This is a genomic window from Acetatifactor muris (assembly GCF_024623325.1).
In the GTDB taxonomy this organism is placed as follows: domain Bacteria; phylum Bacillota; class Clostridia; order Lachnospirales; family Lachnospiraceae; genus Acetatifactor; species Acetatifactor muris.
This window is the reverse complement of record NZ_JANJZD010000017.1, coordinates 26949-46653: the sequence shown is the minus strand read 5'-3', so window position 1 is coordinate 46653 and position 19705 is coordinate 26949. Positions and strand designations below refer to the sequence as shown.

At 51.0% G+C, this 19705-nt stretch carries 17 protein-coding genes; 4 read left to right on the top strand and 13 right to left on the bottom strand.

Features of this window, described 5'->3' with window-relative positions; all coding sequences use genetic code 11:
* Positions 1–91 precede the first annotated feature (91 nt).
* Both NSB25_RS16335 and NSB25_RS16330 read left to right on the top strand, forming a co-directional pair.
* Positions 92–1336: an extracellular solute-binding protein gene (locus tag NSB25_RS16335; protein WP_103240645.1), complete on the top strand. Its 1245-nt coding sequence runs from the start codon at positions 92–94 to the stop codon at positions 1334–1336.
* A 129-nt stretch (positions 1337–1465) separates the two neighbouring features.
* Positions 1466–3049, top strand: a complete 1584-nt coding sequence (locus NSB25_RS16330; RefSeq protein ID WP_103240603.1) for a methyl-accepting chemotaxis protein — start codon at positions 1466–1468, stop codon at positions 3047–3049.
* Between the two features lie 20 nt (positions 3050–3069).
* Here NSB25_RS16330 and NSB25_RS16325 read toward each other — a convergent pair whose 3' ends face one another.
* Both NSB25_RS16325 and NSB25_RS16320 read right to left on the bottom strand, forming a co-directional pair.
* Positions 3070–3630: a uridine kinase family protein gene (locus NSB25_RS16325; protein ID WP_146040091.1), complete on the bottom strand. Its 561-nt coding sequence runs from the start codon at positions 3628–3630 to the stop codon at positions 3070–3072.
* Positions 3627–4211 (bottom strand): ECF transporter S component, encoded by a 585-nt coding sequence (locus tag NSB25_RS16320; protein ID WP_103240605.1) that lies wholly within the window; start codon positions 4209–4211, stop codon positions 3627–3629. Before NSB25_RS16320 ends, NSB25_RS16325 begins: the two co-directional genes overlap by 4 nt.
* A 166-nt stretch (positions 4212–4377) precedes the next feature.
* On the opposite strand from NSB25_RS16320, the gene NSB25_RS16315 reads away from it, so the two are divergent.
* Together NSB25_RS16315 and NSB25_RS16310 are read left to right on the top strand one after the other, a co-directional pair.
* Positions 4378–6405, top strand: coding sequence for a methyl-accepting chemotaxis protein (locus NSB25_RS16315; protein WP_103240606.1), 2028 nt, complete (start codon positions 4378–4380; stop codon positions 6403–6405).
* 57 nt (positions 6406–6462) lie between these two features.
* The gene (locus NSB25_RS16310) at positions 6463–8514 is read left to right on the top strand and encodes an ankyrin repeat domain-containing protein (RefSeq protein ID WP_103240607.1); all 2052 of its coding nucleotides are present in this window, start codon (positions 6463–6465) and stop codon (positions 8512–8514) included.
* On the opposite strand, the gene NSB25_RS16305 is transcribed toward NSB25_RS16310, so the two are convergent.
* The 11 genes from NSB25_RS16305 to NSB25_RS16255 form a co-directional block, all read right to left on the bottom strand.
* Positions 8507–9349, bottom strand: a complete 843-nt coding sequence (locus NSB25_RS16305; RefSeq protein WP_103240646.1) for a metallophosphoesterase family protein — start codon at positions 9347–9349, stop codon at positions 8507–8509. The two genes, NSB25_RS16310 and NSB25_RS16305, sit on opposite strands and share 8 nt — an antisense overlap.
* Positions 9346–10203 (bottom strand): DUF4474 domain-containing protein, encoded by an 858-nt coding sequence (locus NSB25_RS16300; protein ID WP_172455166.1) that lies wholly within the window; start codon positions 10201–10203, stop codon positions 9346–9348. Before NSB25_RS16300 ends, NSB25_RS16305 begins: the two co-directional genes overlap by 4 nt.
* A 185-nt stretch (positions 10204–10388) precedes the next feature.
* Positions 10389–11651: a M28 family metallopeptidase gene (locus NSB25_RS16295; protein WP_103240609.1), complete on the bottom strand. Its 1263-nt coding sequence runs from the start codon at positions 11649–11651 to the stop codon at positions 10389–10391.
* Between the two features lie 113 nt (positions 11652–11764).
* On the bottom strand, positions 11765–12781 hold the full coding sequence (locus NSB25_RS16290; protein ID WP_172455167.1) for a lactonase family protein: 1017 nt from the start codon (positions 12779–12781) through the stop codon (positions 11765–11767).
* Between the two features lie 82 nt (positions 12782–12863).
* Positions 12864–13829: a hypothetical protein gene (locus NSB25_RS16285; protein WP_103240611.1), complete on the bottom strand. Its 966-nt coding sequence runs from the start codon at positions 13827–13829 to the stop codon at positions 12864–12866.
* A gap of 25 nt (positions 13830–13854) precedes the next feature.
* Entirely contained in the window at positions 13855–15060 is a 1206-nt protein-coding gene (locus NSB25_RS16280; RefSeq protein ID WP_103240612.1) for a hypothetical protein, read from the bottom strand.
* A gap of 506 nt (positions 15061–15566) precedes the next feature.
* Entirely contained in the window at positions 15567–16670 is a 1104-nt protein-coding gene (locus NSB25_RS16275; protein ID WP_103240613.1) for a CAP domain-containing protein, read from the bottom strand.
* Between the two features lie 89 nt (positions 16671–16759).
* Positions 16760–17062: a hypothetical protein gene (locus NSB25_RS16270; protein WP_103240614.1), complete on the bottom strand. Its 303-nt coding sequence runs from the start codon at positions 17060–17062 to the stop codon at positions 16760–16762.
* A gap of 187 nt (positions 17063–17249) precedes the next feature.
* Entirely contained in the window at positions 17250–18074 is an 825-nt protein-coding gene (locus NSB25_RS16265) for a hypothetical protein (RefSeq protein WP_146040092.1), read from the bottom strand.
* Positions 18075–18089: 15 nt separating this feature from the next.
* Positions 18090–19166: a radical SAM/SPASM domain-containing protein gene (locus NSB25_RS16260; protein WP_103240647.1), complete on the bottom strand. Its 1077-nt coding sequence runs from the start codon at positions 19164–19166 to the stop codon at positions 18090–18092.
* A 34-nt stretch (positions 19167–19200) separates the two neighbouring features.
* A complete protein-coding gene (locus NSB25_RS16255) occupies positions 19201–19473 on the bottom strand; it encodes a tetratricopeptide repeat protein (protein ID WP_172455168.1) in 273 nt (90 codons plus the stop codon).
* Between the last annotated feature and the right edge of the window lie 232 nt (positions 19474–19705).

Below are 19705 nucleotides of genomic sequence, written 5' to 3'. Positions count from 1 at the left end.
CCCCGCTGCGCGGACAGGCCGACAACCATATTGCAAAAAATATCGTACAGTGATAAAATTGTGGAGAAAATATTACATTACGGAGATTGTCATGAAAAAGAAAATTGTCATATGGCTTCCGGCCTTTTTTGCATTGGCCATATCCCTGTCCGGATGCCAGAGCAGTCATCACACCGCTTCAGAAGAAAAGCCGTCATCGGATTCCGGTACCGTCAGCCTCACTGTCTGGGGCGCCGAAGAGGACGAGGAACTGCTTCGTCAGATAATTGAAGAATTTGAAAATAAATATCAGACGGAAGCGGATTTTCAGATTACATATGAACCCCAGAGCGAAGGCAGCTGTACCAATGCGCTGATGGCTGATCTGGAAAACGGCGCTGATGTGTTTGCTTTCGCAGACGACCAGCTGAACACTCTGGTAGCGGCAGGTGCCCTGAATCCTGTGGAAAATGCGGATATGCTGCAGGCCTCAAATCTGCCCGAGGCAGTCTCCGCCGCCTCTGTAAACAATACCCTGTACGCCTATCCGCTGACCGCAGATAACGGATATTTCTTATATTATAACAAGCAGTATTTTTCGGAGGAAGACATACTCTCCTGGGACCGCATGCTGGACATTGCCGCTTCTCAGGGGAAGAAAGTCTCCATGGAATGGTCTTCCGGCTGGTATGTGTACTCTCTGTTCGGCAACACCGGTCTCACCGTGGGCCTGAACGACGACGGCATTACCAACTTCTGTACCTGGAACAGCACTGAAGGGGATATCAAGGGAACCGATGTGGTGAGGTCCATGGAAAATATCGCAGAAAATCCGGGCTTTATCAGCACCGATGACGCCGGATTTGTGGAAGGTATCCAAAACGGTACTATCATTGCAGGTATCAGCGGTACCTGGAACGCAGTGATCGTGGAAAATGCATGGCAGAGCAACTTCGGAGCTTCCAAACTGCCCTCTTATACCTGTGCCGGCCGTCAGGTCCAGATGGCTTCTTTCTCCGGATATAAGCTCATCGGGGTAAATGCCTATTCCGAAAATCCCAAATGGGCGGCAAAACTGGCCGAATGGATTACAAATGAAGGAAATCAGGAACTCCGCTTCCGTCTCCGGGGCCAGGGGCCATCCAATATCAACGCTGCCGCTTCGGAGGAAGTTCAGAATTCCCCTGCCATTACAGCGCTGCTGGAACAGTCTGAATTTTCCTGTCTGCAGCGTATCGGCGGCAATTTCTGGGATCCTGTTACCGCTTTTACCGCGGAAATTCTGAATGGAACCCCTTCCGGAAAGAGTCGTCAGGAATTACTCGATACAATGGTTACAGGAATTACCGCTCCCTGACTTACCCGATTGCTTCCCCCCGCAGCTTTCCCGGTACAGACTCCCGGTAACCGGCTGTACCGCCATGCATAACAGCAGGACAATAAAATCTGAAGACTTCCACAGTGAACAAAAGGAGTATCCGCCATAATGAAAAATATCAGTTTAAAACATCGTCTGATCATTCCCATTGCACTTCTGGGTATTGTGGCATTGCTGTCAAATATCCTGTCCATTTTCAATATCCGCAATGTGAACGCCAGCGCCTCCAACATCGCCGACAATTATATGGAAGGCAAAAGCCGGCTGGCTGAAATATACCAGTCTTCCATGAACATTCACAAAATGGCCCTGAGTCACATTGTTGCCACGGACTATAACACAATGATCACTCTCATTCAGCAGATCAAGGAAGAAGAAGCACTTCTGGACAATATGCTCACAGATTATGAAGATTATGTCATGCCAGAGGACCGGCCCCGGTACGAATCCCTGCTGTCCGATTACGATTCCTTTAAGCATGCCCTGGTTCATCTGGTCTGTGCCAGCGCAAGCCACAAAACCCAGGATGCCTATGCCCTGGCCAACGGCGATGTCGCTTCCTTTGCCGACGCAATGGAAGGAGATATTGACGCCCTGAATGCCTCTATCAGTGAACAGACCGCAGAGGCCAGAAGCCGCCTCTCCGCTGTGTACCTTGTATCCCTGATCATAGGCATTTTCGCTGCGTCTGCCTGTATTCTGCTGGTATTTGCAGATCTGAAGCTGATTACCGGCAATGTGATAATTCCGATCAAAAGCATCCTCAAAACCATACAGGACAGTTCCGGACGCATTAACAATATGACTGGTGAGGTTCTGAAGAAGACTCAGACTTCCAGAAAAAGTGCGGCTGACCTCTCCGGACTTGCGGATCAGCTTTCCTCCACTTTCCGGGAAGTGGCCGGCAATATATCTGTTATCAACAGCAGTGCCGGCAGTGTGCACCTGGATGTGCGGACCATAGCCGAAGACTGCAGAGCCATCACCGACTATACTGCCCGCATGAATACACGGGCAGACGCCATGCAGCAGTCCGCTCAAAACAGCGCCAGAATCACCGGAGCCAAAACAGAAGAAATTCTGCATTCTCTCAATGATGCCATTGAAAAAAGCAAAAGCGTAAACCAGATTAAGAATCTGACCGGCGAAATTCTTGCCATCGCCCAACAGACAAGGCTGATTTCACTGAATGCTTCCGTGGAGGCCGCCAACGCAGGCGATGCCGGCAAAGGTTTTTCCATGGTTGCCAGAGAAATCCGCGAGCTTTCCAATTCCAGCCAGGAAACCGCCAGTCGAATCCGGGAAATCAATAATGTGGTTACTGACGCTGTCGGCAATCTGTCCGAACACGCACAACATATGATTGACTACATGAGCCAGTCTGTCCTGAAGGAATTCCAGGACTTCGTACAGTCCGGCTGCCAGTACAAGGAAGACGCCGCTTACATCCGCCGAACCATGGATGAATTCTATGAGCGGACCGAACGTCTGAAAACTTCCATGTCCGGCATTGCAGAGTCCATTGCAACTATCACAAAAGCCATCGATGAAGGGACCGGCGGAATCACAGGTGTGGCTGACAACAGCAGAAGCCTTGCCGCCGACATGAAAGATATCACACAGCGTATGGGAATTAACCAGGAAGTGGTAGCCGAACTGGAGAAGGAAACAATCGCATTTGATAACCTGTAACCGGCACGATTCCCCGGCTTCTACGGGGAGGTCAGTTCACATCGTTCCCTGATCCTGTAAGCGGCAAAATATTTCTCCTCCAGCGGAATCCACAGTTCACGGAACCTGGCGGCTGCCTGGTTCCCGTTTCGGAGGCATATCCGCTGAAATTGTTCCTCCTTCTCTATGTCCAGAAACACATGCAGACTATAATAGTCCCACAAAGCAGGATGGCAGCTGTAGGATCCCTCTACAACTGTCACGGCCCGGGGCTCCACCCGGACGGCATCCGCCAGCTCCATCTTCCTGCAGTCAAAGGCCCGATAGGAAAAGCCTTCTCCCCGGCTGAGAGGAAGCATCACCTCTTCCAGAAAACGCTCATAATCCACATTCCCGCCCGGCTCCTGCAGACGCTGTTCCGTCCTCTGCCCGGGCCGCAGGAAAAAATTATCCATATGTATTACCTGGCAGCCTGTCCTCTCTCTCAGTGCGGCAGCCAGCGTGGTCTTACCTGCAGCACACCTTCCGTCCACAGCTATCAGCAGCGGAAATTTCTCATAATTCTGAATTCGTTCCGCGATTTTCCACAAGATATCCATCATGCTTCCTCTCCCGCTTTCCGGGCCTGTGCCCCCTGACGGCTGAATCGCACCAATCCCGTCCGGTTCAGAGCAACCATAATGACAGGAATCAGAGTCAGCTGCAGTATAATGCCGGGAATTGCATTGAGAAACGCCCCTGCCATAAACATTTTCCAGGTAAATCCTCCGCCGCTGATACCAAGCAATACTATCTGTACAATCCCCCAGACCACACGTCCGGACACCATTGCGGCAATCATGCTGCGATATAGTGCAATCACGCACTGCCAGCGAGACCGGGAGTACAATAATCCTACCACCAGACCATAGGTGGCAAGTTCAAAGGCCATGGCAATTCCGGTAGGAAAGGGCACCGGCATTCCAAATAGAAAGTAACGCAGAATCGGCAGCACAGCCCCCACGGCCAGCCCGTACTGCCAGCCGCAGATCAGGCCACACAGAAGAACCGGAATATGCATGGGCAGAAGCATGTTCCCAAACTGCGGAATCTGTCCCGTCAGAAACGGAAGCAGCAGGCCTGTTGCCAGAAACATGGCAGCCAGTGTCAGATTAAATACAGAACCGTTCTTTTTTTCATTCATCTCAGATAACCTCCAATACGCTTAATATAGTATGTCAACATATTTTCATAGAATGGAGTATTTGTCAAGGCAATCCCTGCTTTTTGCATCGCTCAAACCTTACTTGAAAAAATTTCTCAAAAGTGGTAAACTTGATTCAGCAATATTCTTACAGTTGGAGGCTTCTATGAAATTTCTTGTCAATCGAAAACTTGCCACACGAATAGGTATTATTACCACGGTTATCTTTTTTGCCGGAATGCTGATCCTCTGGCTCATTGTATCTGACCGCGTTGCTTCCATGGTTGAAAACGATATCACCAATCAGATGATCGATGCGGTGGAATCAAGAGCCGCAATCATAAATGATTACGTGGCGTCGGCGGAGGAATATATGATGGCTTTCGCCCTGGGTAGCGAAGTACGCAATCTGTTATCTAACCCCGAAGATCCCGTTCTGCTTCAGAAAGGACAGCAATATACGGAAGACTTTGCCGCAGTGAAAGGCATTTTTGAAGGTCTGTATATCGGTACTCCCTCTACATATATTCTGACACATACTTCACAGAATGCCATCGGAATAACCACCCGAACCGGCGAATCCCTGGAGGAATTCCGCAATACAATTCTGGCCGGGCCGCAGCTGACCAACCTGGGAATAATGAAATCTCCGGGGACCGGAAGCATGATTCTCTCCATGTATTATCCGCTTTTTGAGGACGACAGTTGTATCGGTTATGTGGGCGCCGGCGTCTATGCCAGCCGTCTGATGGATGTACTGCTGGGGTTAAATATTGAAGGGCTTCCGCACTGTGAATATGTATTTCTGAATGTGGATACCGGTACTTACCTGTATCATCAGGATGAGTCACTGCTGAATACCCAGACCACCGACAGCGGCTATCTGGAAATTATCCGTCGAATCAAGGCAGACGGGAACACCCAGGCCGGTACTTATTCCTATCAGGATGAAAACGGTACGGACCAGCTGGTGGTCTATAAATATCTCAAAGACAGGAACTGGGTTTTCATGGTTCACGATGATGCCGCGGAAGTGTATGCGGAAGTGACAACCGTGCGCTTTACGGTGGGTATTCTATGCGCAGTTGTTGCGATTGTCATCATATTTATCACTCTGCTGATTCTGTACCGGGAGGGTCGGGAGCTGATGGTCATGGAAAGGGCTATCCGGCGTCTCGGTAATCTGGAGCTTTCCGCCGACCGGGATTTGGCGCCATTTTACGGAAGAAAAGACGAAATCGGCATGATTGCACAGACGATTCATCATGTCTGCGACTGTCTGAGAAAAACCATCGAAGATATCGGCCGGATTCTCGGCGAGATGGCCGATGGCAATATGGCTGTGGATGTAACTAGAAACGAATCTTATTACATGGGAGATTTCAAAGTTCTGGCGCAGAGTCTCCAGAGCATCCGCACCCGCCTCACGGAGGTAATGCGCGACATCACGCACATTGCAAATCAGGTAAGCAACAGTTCAAATCAGGTATCCGCGGAAGCTGCCGCCCTGTCCCAGGGAACCATGCAGCAGAAGGATTCCATCAACGGTCTTGTCTCCAATATTACGGACATCACCGCACAGATTCAGAACAGTACTGTACGTTGTACCAATGCCAGCAATCTGGTCGACAGAGCCACCGGTTACGCGGCCGAAGCCGATACCAAAATGGAACAGCTTGTCACAGCTACCGGTAATATCGACCGGTCTTCCGCCCAGATTGTCAGTGTCATAAAGACCATCGAAGACATTGCCTTTCAGACAAATATTCTTGCGCTGAACGCCGCAGTGGAAGCCGCCCGTGCCGGAGAGGCAGGAAAAGGGTTCGCTGTCGTATCCGAGGAAGTCAGAAGCCTCGCCGCCAAATCCGCCGAAGCCGCGGGAAATACAAGTGCTTTGATCGGCCGCTCCATTCAGGATGTAAAAGTCGGTACCGATTCCACAGGTCTTGTCATTTCTGCCATGCAGGTCATCAGCGAATGCATCCAGTCCATCAAAACGCTGATGGATGAAATTGCGCAGGCCAGTGTTCAGCAGGCGGAAATGATCGTCTCGGTGGACAACAGAATCAAAGAGGTTTCCAGAGTAACAGAAGCCAATTCTGCTGCCGCTGAAGAAAGCGCGGCCGTCTCCAATGAGCTCTCTGCTCAGGCGAGAACACTGAATCAGCTGATCGGTCAGTTCCGTATTCAGTAAACAGTTTGATTGACAGAAACTGCAGGGTAAACATTGTGTTAAAATTGAGGAAAACCTATGAATATAAAAGAGTTGACAGCGCTGCTGACAGATTCCAGCGAAAGCTTTCAGAATCACAAGTTCATCCCCTGGTGGACAGATGATTATGAAAACTACATTTACCCGTATGATATTTTTGAGCGCGAAATGATAAGCGAAGCTGAGGCCTGCCTTGAAAAATGCGATACAGAAGCTTTACTGGCACCGACAGGTTGTTTCGGCCTCACCCTTTTTCACCTTCTGGTCATACATAATTTCTATGAACCGGTGAAAAAAATGCTCTGTGACGGCAGAATCACAGCAGAGAATGTGGACCTTGCGGATCACAGAGGACATGGTCTGACGCCTTTCCTGCTGGCCTGCTCCCGGGGAAATCTGGCCATGGTCAGACTTCTGCTGGATCATGGAGCCGATGCCTCTCTCTGGGACGAGAGAGGTATGAATGCATACCATTTTCTGGCATATCCCAGATACAGCGCACCAGAACACGCCGACAATGGTCCGGACCTGGCACTTAATTTCGAAAGCCTGGAGAGAAGCGTGGAACAAAAAGGTGAGATCGCCCGTCTTCTGACCTGTGATATAAATAAAAAAGAGAACAATGGACTCACCCCCCTGGAACTTCTGCTTTCTAAGGAATACAGCGCCTCGTATACCTGGCCTTTGACAGAAATTTTCCTGGAAAAAGGGGCGAAAACCGATTATGTGGATGAAGCCGGCAACACACTTCTGATGATGGCCATAAGGCACGGCCATAAAACTGCCACACTGCGTCTGATAGAGCATTGTCCCGAACTTATAAATACGGCCAACAAAAAGGGAGTAACCCCTCTCCTTCACTCCATAGATTTCCGGAATCAGCCCCTGTATCTGGCCCTTTTAGACCATGGTGCAACCCCTGTTCCCGACAATGAAATGGAATTGTTTCCCCTCAGTCAGATTACCGGCAATGCTTTTGCCGGCGTCCAGGAAACGGACAGAGATGCTCTGGCAATGGCGCTGTATATGACCGAAAAGTTAATTGGACAGTTAGACCCGGATGATGACGAAATCGGAGAAATCACCTACATTCTACATAACGCCCTGATATCCGACAGCAATGCTCATGTACTGGACTGCTGCCAAAATGCCGGAATTGATTTTACCATGCCCATTTATTACCACGGAGAGTCTCTCTGCCTGCGTGATGAATGTCTCCGCCCTGCTTTTGGAATCAACACTCTGAAAAAGCTGGTAGAATTGGGTGTGGATATGAATAAGGCGGTCACAAACGGACAGACACCGGCCATTATCCTGGCCTCCATGGAGCAGTCGTCTGATGAGAGTTATTTTGAAGAAGCGGCAAAGCTTTTTTCCAGGGAATCCATGGAACAGACAGATAATCAGGGAGAAACGGCCATCCATCTCGCCGCAGAAAACGGTCATACCACCATGCTGAAAGTCATGCTGGAAAAAGGAGTGAATGTCAATCTGACAGAGGATGCGCCCGCAGAGGCAGGAACCTCTCCTCTCCATCTCGCCTGCGCCAACGGTCATGTGGATGTGGTGAAACTGCTCATGGACGCCGGCGCGGATGATACCGTGAAGACTATAAATGGTGAGACCCCGGCTCATCTTGCACTCAGCAGGAAAAGATACGGCAAAGAATTCAATATAACGCAGAGGAAAGAAATCCTGAGCCTTCTGAAAAATCTGGACATCCCCCGTGAGGACGGGAAAACCCCTTTCCTGCTGCTGGACTATACAACCGGAGAGCTGCTTTCGCTCTTTTTAGAGAGAGGTGTGAATGTAAATCATGCTGACAATACCGGCATGACAGCCCTCATGTCCGCAGATAAAGATATGATAAAGCTGCTGCTGCGAGCCGGAGCGGATCTCACCATGGCAGACAACGCGGGCAATACGGCTCTGCATCACGCGTTGAGCCGCGGTTCCGAAGAAGATGCCCGCTTTCTCATCAGAAAGGGTGCCGACTATAACCGCCCCAATAACCATGGTGAGACTCCTGTTCAGATTGCCGTGGAAAATGGTCTGGACACGGTATTGGAGCTTATGACAGATATCAGATAACCTTGTTCCGGCTGCAATACTGATTGGTATTCAGTATTTTCACAGGACCGGAAATCACTTCTCTTGCCACATACAGGACACTGTCTGCCCGGGCATTCATGGTCCATTTTACCAGGGTCATCTCCCCCCGCTGAATCTCAATGCAGGTTATACAGCGGGGGTGGACGCAGCTTCCCGTATTATAGTAGAAAGATGGCTCCTCGGGCAGCACAGGGCGATGGGTGTGCCCTGCCACCAGAATATGACCATGTGCTTCTGCCCATCTGCGCAGACTTTCTTCACACTTTTCCTTTACTTCATAATTCTTGGCCGCGCTGGTAGGATCCAGGAAGCCCAGATTTTCCAGAGGACTCCAGAAATAACGCACCAGAAACCTGGCCAGGCGCCACAGCGTAGAATTCAGGAAGCTGGCCTGATGTCCATGGGTCAGATACAGAGATTTCTCCGGCATGGCATCGGAATACAGAATCACAGCTTCCAGAAAAGCAGGATTCTTTTTACGGACAATGTTGTGATTGCCGTAAAGCAGATGCAGGCGGCCGCTCTCTTCAAACCTGGCAAACATACAATATATATCTTCATGAATTTCCGTGATGTTTCGCAGCTTCCGGTTCTCCCACAGCTCTTCTCCATCCCCCAGTTCGATATAAGTGAAACCATTCCTGTAATAATGTTCCATGGCCGCATAATACAGATGCTGATTCTTCAGAAAATTGTCCGAGGAGGTGCCCACCCCCCTGTGACAGTCACTGATGAGCACATATCTGGAACAATTGTGAAATGGCAACACCAGCGCCTGGGAAAAAGCGCGGTCCAGACGACTGGCGGTACTCATGGCTTTTCCCTGCGGCAGGGCCTGCATCTGCGGCAACATCCGGGGCGGCAGCAGCCATTTTTCCTGTGGCACCGTCTGTGAAAACGGCGCAGACGCATCAGCTTCCGAAAGCAAAACGGAAGATAATAGTAAAGGAACAGAATGCGGTCTTCCGCGCACTCAAAAGGTCTGGTAACCCACCGGAAGAGACAACAGTACATCCGGTTCAGGCACTGAGACAGTCTGCGGTGAAAACGGGTCAGCAGGCCATAGTGTTGCCCTCCCGGCTGATGAAAGACAAAGGACAGCGAGAGGTTCTGCATGGAAATCCTCTCCGCAGGGTATCCAGCCCGGCACAGCCCCCGATAGAAGCCTTCCAGCATTTCTCTGTTGGGAAAGCAGAGGGCCGCCTTCAGACACAATTCAGAGGGTCGTGAAAAAACACCCGGCAGAAAAGCGGTCAGCCACCAATGCCTTTCGGAAATCTTCACACAGGCACCCTTTTCTGTACATAACTGCATGGAACAGGACAGCATCTCCTCTTCTCCGGCCGCTTCAAAATGTGCGGTCCGATATTCCGTCTCCGACAGCAGTCTGTCGGCGTGATAGATACCGATTTCGGCACCGGCATTGATGCCGTACTGGCCTTTCCAGAACTCAATCAGCCATGTTCTGCCGCGATAATTGAAGTAGACCGGAAGAGAGTCGAACACCATCTGGAATCTGGGCGCCATATAATCATAGAGCCAGGTATACCCCGCGGCTTTCTGCCAGGCATCAATGGTAGAAGAAAAGAAGCCACAGCAGCAATGATACACATAGCCGAAGGGTTCCGCCAGTTCCTCCAGCAGGGAACATTTCCTGCACTTATCCATACACTGAATTCTGCAGATAATCTTCTTTCTGCAAAAGTGCCCGAAAAGCATGCCCAAAAAGGCAAGCAACAATAAAATAAACAGAGCAACGTACATAATCTATAACCTATAATCCTATGTTGTTTTGCTTTATTATATGCCGCCGGCAGGAAAGATGTACCCCAAAAGATGACAGAGTTCCCCCGTCATTTTTTCCCTTTGTCTTCTTCGCGGTGGAAATATTTATCCAGTTCCTTCCTGGTGTCCTCCGGCATGCCTTTCTTGACGGGAAGCACTGCCGCATTTGCCACAGCCCCAATCATTCCAACCGCAAACTCCACATTTTTACACATTGCTTTTTCACTTAGCGTGGGCAGCAAGTCATATATGGTGTGAATCTCCGCCGTAGATGTCCCTCTGCTCAGCCCCAGCGCCGGGATTTCATTGTCGCAGAAGGGCGCGGAATCGCTGGAGTGAACCAGTGACTTGATTTCCGCGGAATAACCTGTAATTTTACAATACTGCTCCGCAAATGTCTGCAGCTCCTTCTCCCCTGTCACGCAGATTCTGTTTGAACCCAGTGCCGTACCACACATGTCAAAGTTGAAGCAAAATGCAATCTGCTCGAGCCTTTCTTTCTCCTGCTCTACATAGGCTCTGGATCCCAGCAATCCCAGTTCTTCACTGCCGCACCATAGAAAACGCAGGGTTCTTCTGGGCGGATTGGCCGCAAAATATCTGAAAATAGCCAGAAGCGCCGTTGTGCCTGTGGCATTGTCCCAGGATCCCGTACCTACAGGGACAGAATCATAGTGCGCTGTAAGCACAATACTTTCCGCCTTCAAATCCGTTCCTTCAATCACAGCTGATACGTTCTGACTCTCCAGCTCCGTTTCTTCCTGCTCCAATATAAGCTGTACCTTCTCCACTTCTTCCTGAATCAACCGGAGGGCATCTGCCGCCGTAATCAGAAATCCGGGAATCACTCCATTTCTGGTAAAGTGTTCTCTTAACCTTCTGGGATACAGGGAGGCTTCCTTCTCCGAAGAGTAGTATTTCCCCTGCATAACCAGAAACGCCGACACCTTATGCTCTGTCAGTCGCTTATATACTTCCTCATCAGTGAGCTTATTCAGCAATACCGCCTTGCCTTCCAGGTCTCCCACCCCGGCAAAGTCAATTTCGGAAGCGTCATCCAGATATATCAGCTCACACTCTCTGTCAATATTACCGGAACACAGGTACGGCACACATGGAATCTCCCGTCCTGCTGCCCCCACAGAGCATTTCCTGACTTCAGCGTCCGGGATCCGGAATTTCATATATTCCTTTTGAATATCCTGCCGTCCCGTTTCCTCCGCGGTCTCATTGATTTCTCTCATAATCAGTTCCGCAGCCTTCTTCTCTTCTGCACTTCCTCCCACCCGGACAAAGCTCAGTTCCTTTACAAAATCCATCAGTTCCTTCATTTTACCCTCCTCATATATCCTTGTCAGCCCATACCCCGCCGGTTAGTATCCGACAACCTGCCGTCTTCCCACCATGCCTTTATGTGCTGTAACAGGCCTGTTCAGAATCTATATCACACCCGGCAAATGCATACGGGTCGAACCATTGGCACAGATATTCCTGTATGCTCCAGTGCTCCCGTGGCTTCGTCAAATTTCAGAACCCTCAGCTCATCCGAATCCTGATTCGCCGTGACCACCAAATTGCCGAAAATCTCAAAATCCCTGGGCGACTTTCCTCCCGTGGGAACAATCTGCCCGGGCTTCGGTATTCCGCCTTCGTCCAGCGTAAAAACCGCCAGACTGTCATAGCCTCTGTTACTGACCAGAAGCCTGCCGCCTCCAATCCGGATGGCCGCCGCCTTACTGCTCCCCGAAAAATTCTCCGGAACAGTGGACAGCAACGCTTCCAGATGGTATTCCCCGCCCCTTTCCCGGAAAAACCCAAGCTTATTGCCCAGTTCACAGACCCCATAAAGCAGTCCGGGCTTCTCCGGATGGAACTCCAGATGCCTGGGCCCCTCTCCTGCCGGGAATACAATCCGCTTTCCCGTATCCTTCAGACGCCCCTCTTCCTCCTGTTCATAGATGAACACATTATCCACCCCCAGATCGACAGTAAAAATTTCTCTCCCCGACACTTTTGTAAAGTGGATATGGGGACCTTCCTGTCTGAGCGGATTCACGCCGTGCCCCTCATGCTGAATCAGTTCCATGACTTCCGATATCCTGCCGGAAGCTTCCAGTCTGCAGACAGCCAGAGAACCACCTGTATAATTGGAGACAAACAGCGTCTCTTCCCTCCCGTCCATGCTGATGTGGCATGGCGCAGCCCCTTTTGTGGATACGGAATTCACAAATCGCAGTCCTTTTTCCTCCACGGCAAAGGCACATACCCTTCCTTCCGGCTCCAGTTCCTCTACCGAATAGAGCATGTCTTTCCCGGCATTCAAGAGCAGCCAGGAAGGATTTTCCACACCTTTCCATCCGTAAATCCGCTCAATCTGCCCTGTCTCTCCGTCCAGTGAAAATTTTACAATACTCTCTTCCTCTTTTTTTCCATAGGAACCCGCGTAAAACTCGTATTTCACAGTATTTCCTCCCGTGTATCTCAGTTCATCATGCTATATCCAACATGGGTGCTGCTGGTATCTTTTTAGTATCCGGAACAGCTTATTGCCAAACCCGTATAATCGGACGGTAAAAATGAAAATCATTATCCAACACGTCGTCCTCCTGTATTTCCGGCTTCCTGTGGGGAGAGCAGGGCAGATAACCCAGCAGAGGACCCTCGCCGCCGCAGATACAGCAGCCGCCGTCCCCGCCGCAGGTTGCAGCGGCATCCGCCTCCACCAATTCCTGTTTGTAAGGGTCATAGGCAATGGACAGCCCGAAGAAGTTCGGCTCCTCCATGTCATAGGGCCTGCCTGCATCCGCCGCCTCGCTGAAATGATAAAGATGCATACCGCTTTTCAAACCGTCCCCCCAGGGAAACAGGGTACGGCATCCGCCGCCGCAGAGATAGGCCCATTCATCCGCCGTGGGAAGGGAAAAGCCCTGTCTGTTCAGCAGTTCTTTCAGTTCATCGTAGGTGACATCATGATAGAGAAATGCCTCCCACCGGCCGTCTGTGCAATGAAACCGGGCGCAGCCTGCCAGATTAAGCCCCCGCATTCCGGCGCGCTGATGCTCCTGAAACGCCTGCAGCCAGTCCGGATGTTCCAACAGCCGGGGATCCTGGAAACTCACCGGCTCCCATCCGATCTCTTCCAGTTTCCGCCCTGCCAGCATAGGCGCAACCGTAACCTGCCGGACCGGAGCCATATCCTCCCCAATGAATTCCTCCGGAGTCCCCTTATATTCATATTCTTCAAATACATCGTACAGTTCTTCCAGATTCTCTTCGTCCAATCCCGTTTCAAAACGCTCCCAACCGATGGTGACGGTATCTCCGGGGACAAATACAAACTCCCTGCCGCCTTTTTCAAAGACGCCGGTGGTGCAGCTGCGGTCCCAACGGCAGAACCTCTGCAGCCCCTTGAACTGCAGCCCGTAACGATCTGCCATCTCCTGCATAAGAGCCGTTTTATCCCTTTCGGTGAGTTTTTCAAAATACGGGCGGAGTAATGGATTGTTCATTTCATGTTTCCTCTTTTCTTTTATTCTATTCTTTCCGGGCTTTCAGGGCCACCGTCCCCGCATCCCGGCGGAACACATGGAAATCCGCCCAGGGGATATGGCTGTTTTCAAAGAAGGCCCTGGCCTGGGTTAAGACGGTAAGCAGGTCCCATGCGATAAAATCCACATAGCCGCAGTAAATGCCGGTGGCCCCGCCGGTCAGAGTGACGCAGTCCCCGCCGGCGCCTTCCCGCAACGCTGCCTCCAGTTTGTCCCGAAAGTCAAAAATCTGCTGACTGCGGTTCTCACCGGTAAAGCTCTCCAGGGGATAGCAGAAAAACCCCGCAGCAGCGCCGTCTGCGTGAAGCGCGTCCATATACCCGTTTTCATTGTTCAGATATTCGCTGACCAGAGCCGTGCAGTTGGTGGAACCGGCTATGACATCCAGTCGCCAGTCCCCATTCGGGTCTTCATTGGGTTCCATGCGATAGCCGGTGTAGCTGCCCTCCAGATAAGCCTCCGGGTCAGACGAAAGGTCCAGTCCCATGTCCTGGAGCTTCCCGGGCAGTTCCGTCAGGAGAATGCAGGGTTCCTCCCCGGGTTCGTGAAGCACATGGAAGGCGTCTATGTATCTCATATGGGGAATCTCGCCCAATACCTGATCGGTGAGGGTGGTGAGCAACCACCATGCCCGGCCTTCCTCCTCCGAAAGCAGGGGCAGCAGCTTTTCGCAGTATGCAAAGAGGGCAAAGCTTTTCTCCCCTGTCTGTTCCACCCGGATCCGCACATCGTCCCCGGAAATCTCCCATTCGCCGGAGCGCAGGCCCATGTTCGCCGCAGGCTGACGGCCCACCAGGATATTCCAGTGCTCCAGTACAACTGCAGGCGCATGCTTCTGAAAATAGACCAGTTCAAAGAGCTTGACCTTATCTCCCTCCGGAGTGAGAATCAATTCCGGTTTCCGGCCGTTGAAGCCCATCTCAAAGGAAATATCCGCAAAAGCCAGGTTCAGAATTTGTTCGCACTTCCCGGTGAGTTCTTCCCCCCGTTCATGGTTCCTGTCTTCTTCCATAAAACGGCGCAGTTCCGCCTCCTGCTCCGCAAAAGCCGCCCATGCTTTTTGTGTCCGCTCCCGGAAATTTTCATCGTTCTCATTCCAAATCCGGCACTGTTCCAACAGCTCCGAATACCGTTCCCCTTCCGGCTCCGCCCCGTCCAGGGTCCGGTACAACTCATTTTTCGTCTTACGCATCCGCTGTCTCTCCTGTTCCTTTGTCTTCTGCCAAAAATACAGCTCTCCTGAACCGCATCAATCCTACCTATTCTATACACCATGATACCATACCTCCCCGTTTATTTCCATCCTTTTGTTGCGCTCCGGGCCAGGCATTCCCGGGTCAGGCATCGCAGTTTCCCCCTGGTCAAATACGATTTAATCCTCTAATGAAAAGGCCGCCCTCGTCTCTGATAAAACGGTCAGAAACGAGAACGGCCACTTTCCTAATTATAATACAGAAAATTATGCTGCCCGCATTGGTTTTATCCGCTCTGTGGATCTGCGTTCTGCTAAAGGGGTACCTGCGCAAACTATAGGAGTGACAGCCGGTGCGGATACAGCCGCGCCCCTTGCAGGCTTTCAGGTGGACAGATCCACCTCGTCCCAGTCACACATGTGGCTGCAGCCCGCAGGCGGCCACTCCCGAATTTAAATTCCGGAACGGGGGCAAAAAGGTCTGCCCCCATAGCAGGATGTGGAGATCACGGATACATCGGAGTGGTGAGCCCGTCTGTGAACAGATCAAATTCCACACGCATCATTGGTTTGCTATAGGTGCCTCCGCTTCTGCTTCTCGACTCCAGGATGCGGTTATTGCCGAAATAAATATGTGAGCAGCCAAAGTATTTGTAATCCGGGCTTATCATGGCTTCATAATGCTCCGTTGAATAGCGGTAGTCGATATAGAAGGCGGTGTGTATACGCTGGGTGCTGTTATTCACGCCGCAATCCACCGTATTCTCGCCTAACCGGGTCATATGGAGCAGCTCCATCATGGCATTGGCTCTCTCCTCGTTTTCCTCATCTATCAGCCAGTCATGGGCGCCATAGCCTTCGCTGATATCAACCCAGCCCCTGTAGCAGGCGATGGCTGCCAGCTCAGAGTCAAATTCCAGGGGCTCGATGCCGACCTCGGCGCGGTACTCGTTGACTTTCTCAAATTCTTTTGCCTGCATGGAGGTCATTTTTACACAGAGCTGCAGCGGATAGCCTTTGCCCGATGTGGTGACTCCTTTCTGGGAATCCTGGTTCAGCATCCAGTAGAAATAATAGCACTCATAGTGATCGCCGAAGGCATGGCGCAGCTCCTTTTTGCAGTTCTCCTGATAGGCGGCCACATTAAAGGCCTCGTTTCCCTGGCGGCCTTCGTGGATGCCCACGGTCTGGAAGTGCTCCAGCAGAAGCTCCTCGTCATATTGGTACAAAAGCGCAAGGGCCGGGAAGGATTCCATATAGAAATCCGCGTCGAACACCAAAGACCAGTCCGCTTCCTCTATGTAGGTATCGTACAGCTCGCCGTAGTCCCACTCTACATCATAGGGATTGTGTCCGTTCTCCACATCCACCACAAAGGAGTCGCTGTGCTTGTAGTATGGCTCCTCTACTCCTGCCTGGAGTTCGCCAAGTCCGGCGATGGCATCCATGTCCGGGGAAGCAGTCAGGACTTCAGGCTCGGGGCTGGCCTTCGGATTGGCGGCGGAAACAGTCCTGCCGCCAGCAGCCTGGACGGGCATGGTGGCGCAGCCTGCAAACAGGCTGGCTGCCAACAGTACAGATACTGGATAAACAAGCATATTCTTTTTCATGATGGATACCTCCTGAAAATATTCTTAGGTTAGCTGTTCCTTTTTAAGGCGTGCACCCTGCAGTGAATCCTATAGCGCGCTGTGTCTGCTTAGAAATACTGCGACAAGAACCACACAACGATGATCACGATAATCCACGTTCCGCAGCCGCTGCTGCTTTTCCTGCCTGTGCTGTAATGCCGTGTCGGTTTGGACTGGCTGTAATTGCCTGATGTGTAATTTGTGCTGCTGTACGATGATCTACTGCTGCCGTAGGACGGGCCGGATTCTCTTTCCAGATATTCCGGGCGGGTCTGGTAGCCGCACAGCTCGCATGTGCAGTTGCACCCGCCTGCACCGGAGGGCCGCAGCAGACCTGTATTGCATTTGGGGCATGTTCCGTATGATCTCATAATGACAGTCGTCTCCTTTCTTTTGACAGGCTTCCACGCTTTGGACGGTCATCCGTTTTCCGGACGTGTGCCTTATGAGAATAGTATAGCAGGCCCTTGTATGCGTGTTCGTAATTATTACGGATATCTCATCATTCCCTGCCAAACCCAGAAAATATCTGCTCCAACCAGTCATTCTGCCTTTGTTTTACTCTTCTTCCTCCGTAAAATCGTCCTCTACATCGAAACCACTATCGGTAAAATCCATCTCTACATCGAAATCACTATCGGTAAAATCCTCCTCTACATCGATATCACTATCGGTAAAATCCTCCTCTACATCGATATCACTATCGGTAAAATCCTCCTCTACATTGAAATCACTATCGGTAAAATCCTCCGCATTGATTCTGACGTATGAGTATTCTCTTTTACAGGACTCTCCGTTTTCTCTATCATAGTGGAAAGAACTCAAAAGCCTCGCAGATGAGGGACGGTAATCCAGATTCTCCTTTCTGGCTATCATCTTTGAAAGAGTCCTGAACCATTTAAACAGGTTAGCTTCCCCATGGCCTCCCGTGACATAAATCCAGTCAGCGCTTTCCGTATCCGCAAGAATGTCATCGCCGCTTTTCTCCAATGCGCTGCAAATCTTTGCCAGATCATAGCCCTGTTGATATAAATGGTATTCTCCGACTTTTTTCAGCAGCCTGACGAAGCTTTTGGGTAAATCGCTTAAACTAACCGGCGTGCAGCCGATATACGCCAAATCCTCCTCGTCCGTCTGCTCCAAATCCTCCATATTCCAGTCGTCGTCATCAGAGATGATAAACGATATCTCCCACACAAGTTTTACAATTTGTTCTGCTTCGTCAATCTCTAATCTCTCCCAGCACTCCCATATATCGGATTCCTCATCCTCTTTACATAGCCTTGCCGCACACATGATTTCTGTTAATTTAGGGCTTTTAATGCTTATTGTGACATAATTACTGCTGCTGGAATTGGTCACAAAATCAGTCCTGATTTTCATATCCATCTTTTCCTTTCATTGTTCCATTTTTCTATGTTCACTGCTGCAGAAAACAATTTCCGGCATCAGCGGGCAGCCGCCCATGCATAACTCCCGTTTTTTACAGTCCGGACATGCGCTGCGCATACGGTTCCGGAAATGTTCAAAGGCTTCGCTGTTCCATGCGTCTTCGATGGTACATGGCCTGAGCGCTGCCCCATACTGACCCTTCCGGTCAAAGCTGCAGGTTGACATCACCATGTCGGCGCCGATGTAGCAGCTAAATCTCCCGCCCTCGCAGGTATCCAGAGACTGGGGCAGGATGTTTCTGCAAAAGCGGATGGCTCCCGGCACATTGCAGCTGTCCATGCCTACCCTGAAAGAATGGTCTCTGTCTATCTGTGCAAAAAACCGTTTCACCCTTGGGTCCTCCGGCGCAAGTACATTTTCCCGGGTCCCCTGTCCGGCAGGTTTATGGAGGAGAAAGATAACGGCATTAATACCTGTGGGGAAATCGTCCCTCTCCAGGCGCTCTATGGCTTCGTCAATGCTGTTTTGTCCCAGAACATAATGAATGTTCGTCTTCACTCCCGCATCCAGGAGCATCCGGATGGCGTTGTGTGTATATGTGCTGCGGTACCAGCTCACAGCCACGGCCCCGCAGTATTTCCCGCAGACAGCCGCCAATTCCGGCGTCAGTCCATAGCCGGAGGTGGTGAAGTTGGGAACCAGGCCGTTTTCCCGGCAGATTTGAAGAAGCTCTTCAAAGTGCTCGTGCTGGTCCGGGTCACCCCGCCCGCCCAGGGCAAGCTGATTTGTCCGGCCCCGGCACTGCTCCGCAATCCATCGAAAATCGTCTATTGTCATATTGGGCTTTTCCGTCACTGCGCCGTTCTGGTAGCAGCCGATTCCCGCTTTTTGGCACAGCCCTGTTTTCCCATGGATACAATGCCCCATCACACCCACGTCGATGAGATGGGGAAACGATGCCATAAACGGGTCTGCGCCGGTGTCGCGACCGTTTTTGATAATGCCGGTCCGGACATAAACTCCTGTCTCGTCGTCGAACACAGTTATAAAATGGTATTTGGGATCTGTGATTTTATATTTCATCTGTTTGCTTTCCCTGGTCCTTTCCTTATTGCAGTTACAAATCAATCCGCAGGAGTTTCTCCGCATTGTCCTGTGACACTTTATCCTTTGATTGCGCGGCTGCTTCTGACAGCCACATTTTTGCTTTATCCCTGTCCGCCTCCGTGCCTATGCCCTTGAGATACATCCAGCCGCAGTTGAACCGGGCCTGGGCATGGCCCCGCCGGGCGGCTTTTTCAAACAATTCCAATGCGCTGCCGCAGTCTGCCCGTAGTTTTTGGTAAATTCGGCTTCCATTTTTCTCCTTTCCGGTTATGATCGTGAGCATGTTCATTTACTCACGGATTTTCCGTACTATACTTCCTGGTGCCGTTCTTCCCGATGCTGTTCCTGCCCCAGTGCCTTTCCTGCGGCGTTGCCTTCCCCTTGATACGCCGCCCCGATTGGGGCATTGCGCGTATTTCTCCGGGGAAGTATCCCTTCGGACGGTCATTGTGAAGTTCCTGTCAAGGTGCGTGCCTTAGAAAAATAATCTGTTACTGTAAACGGAATAAACAGTA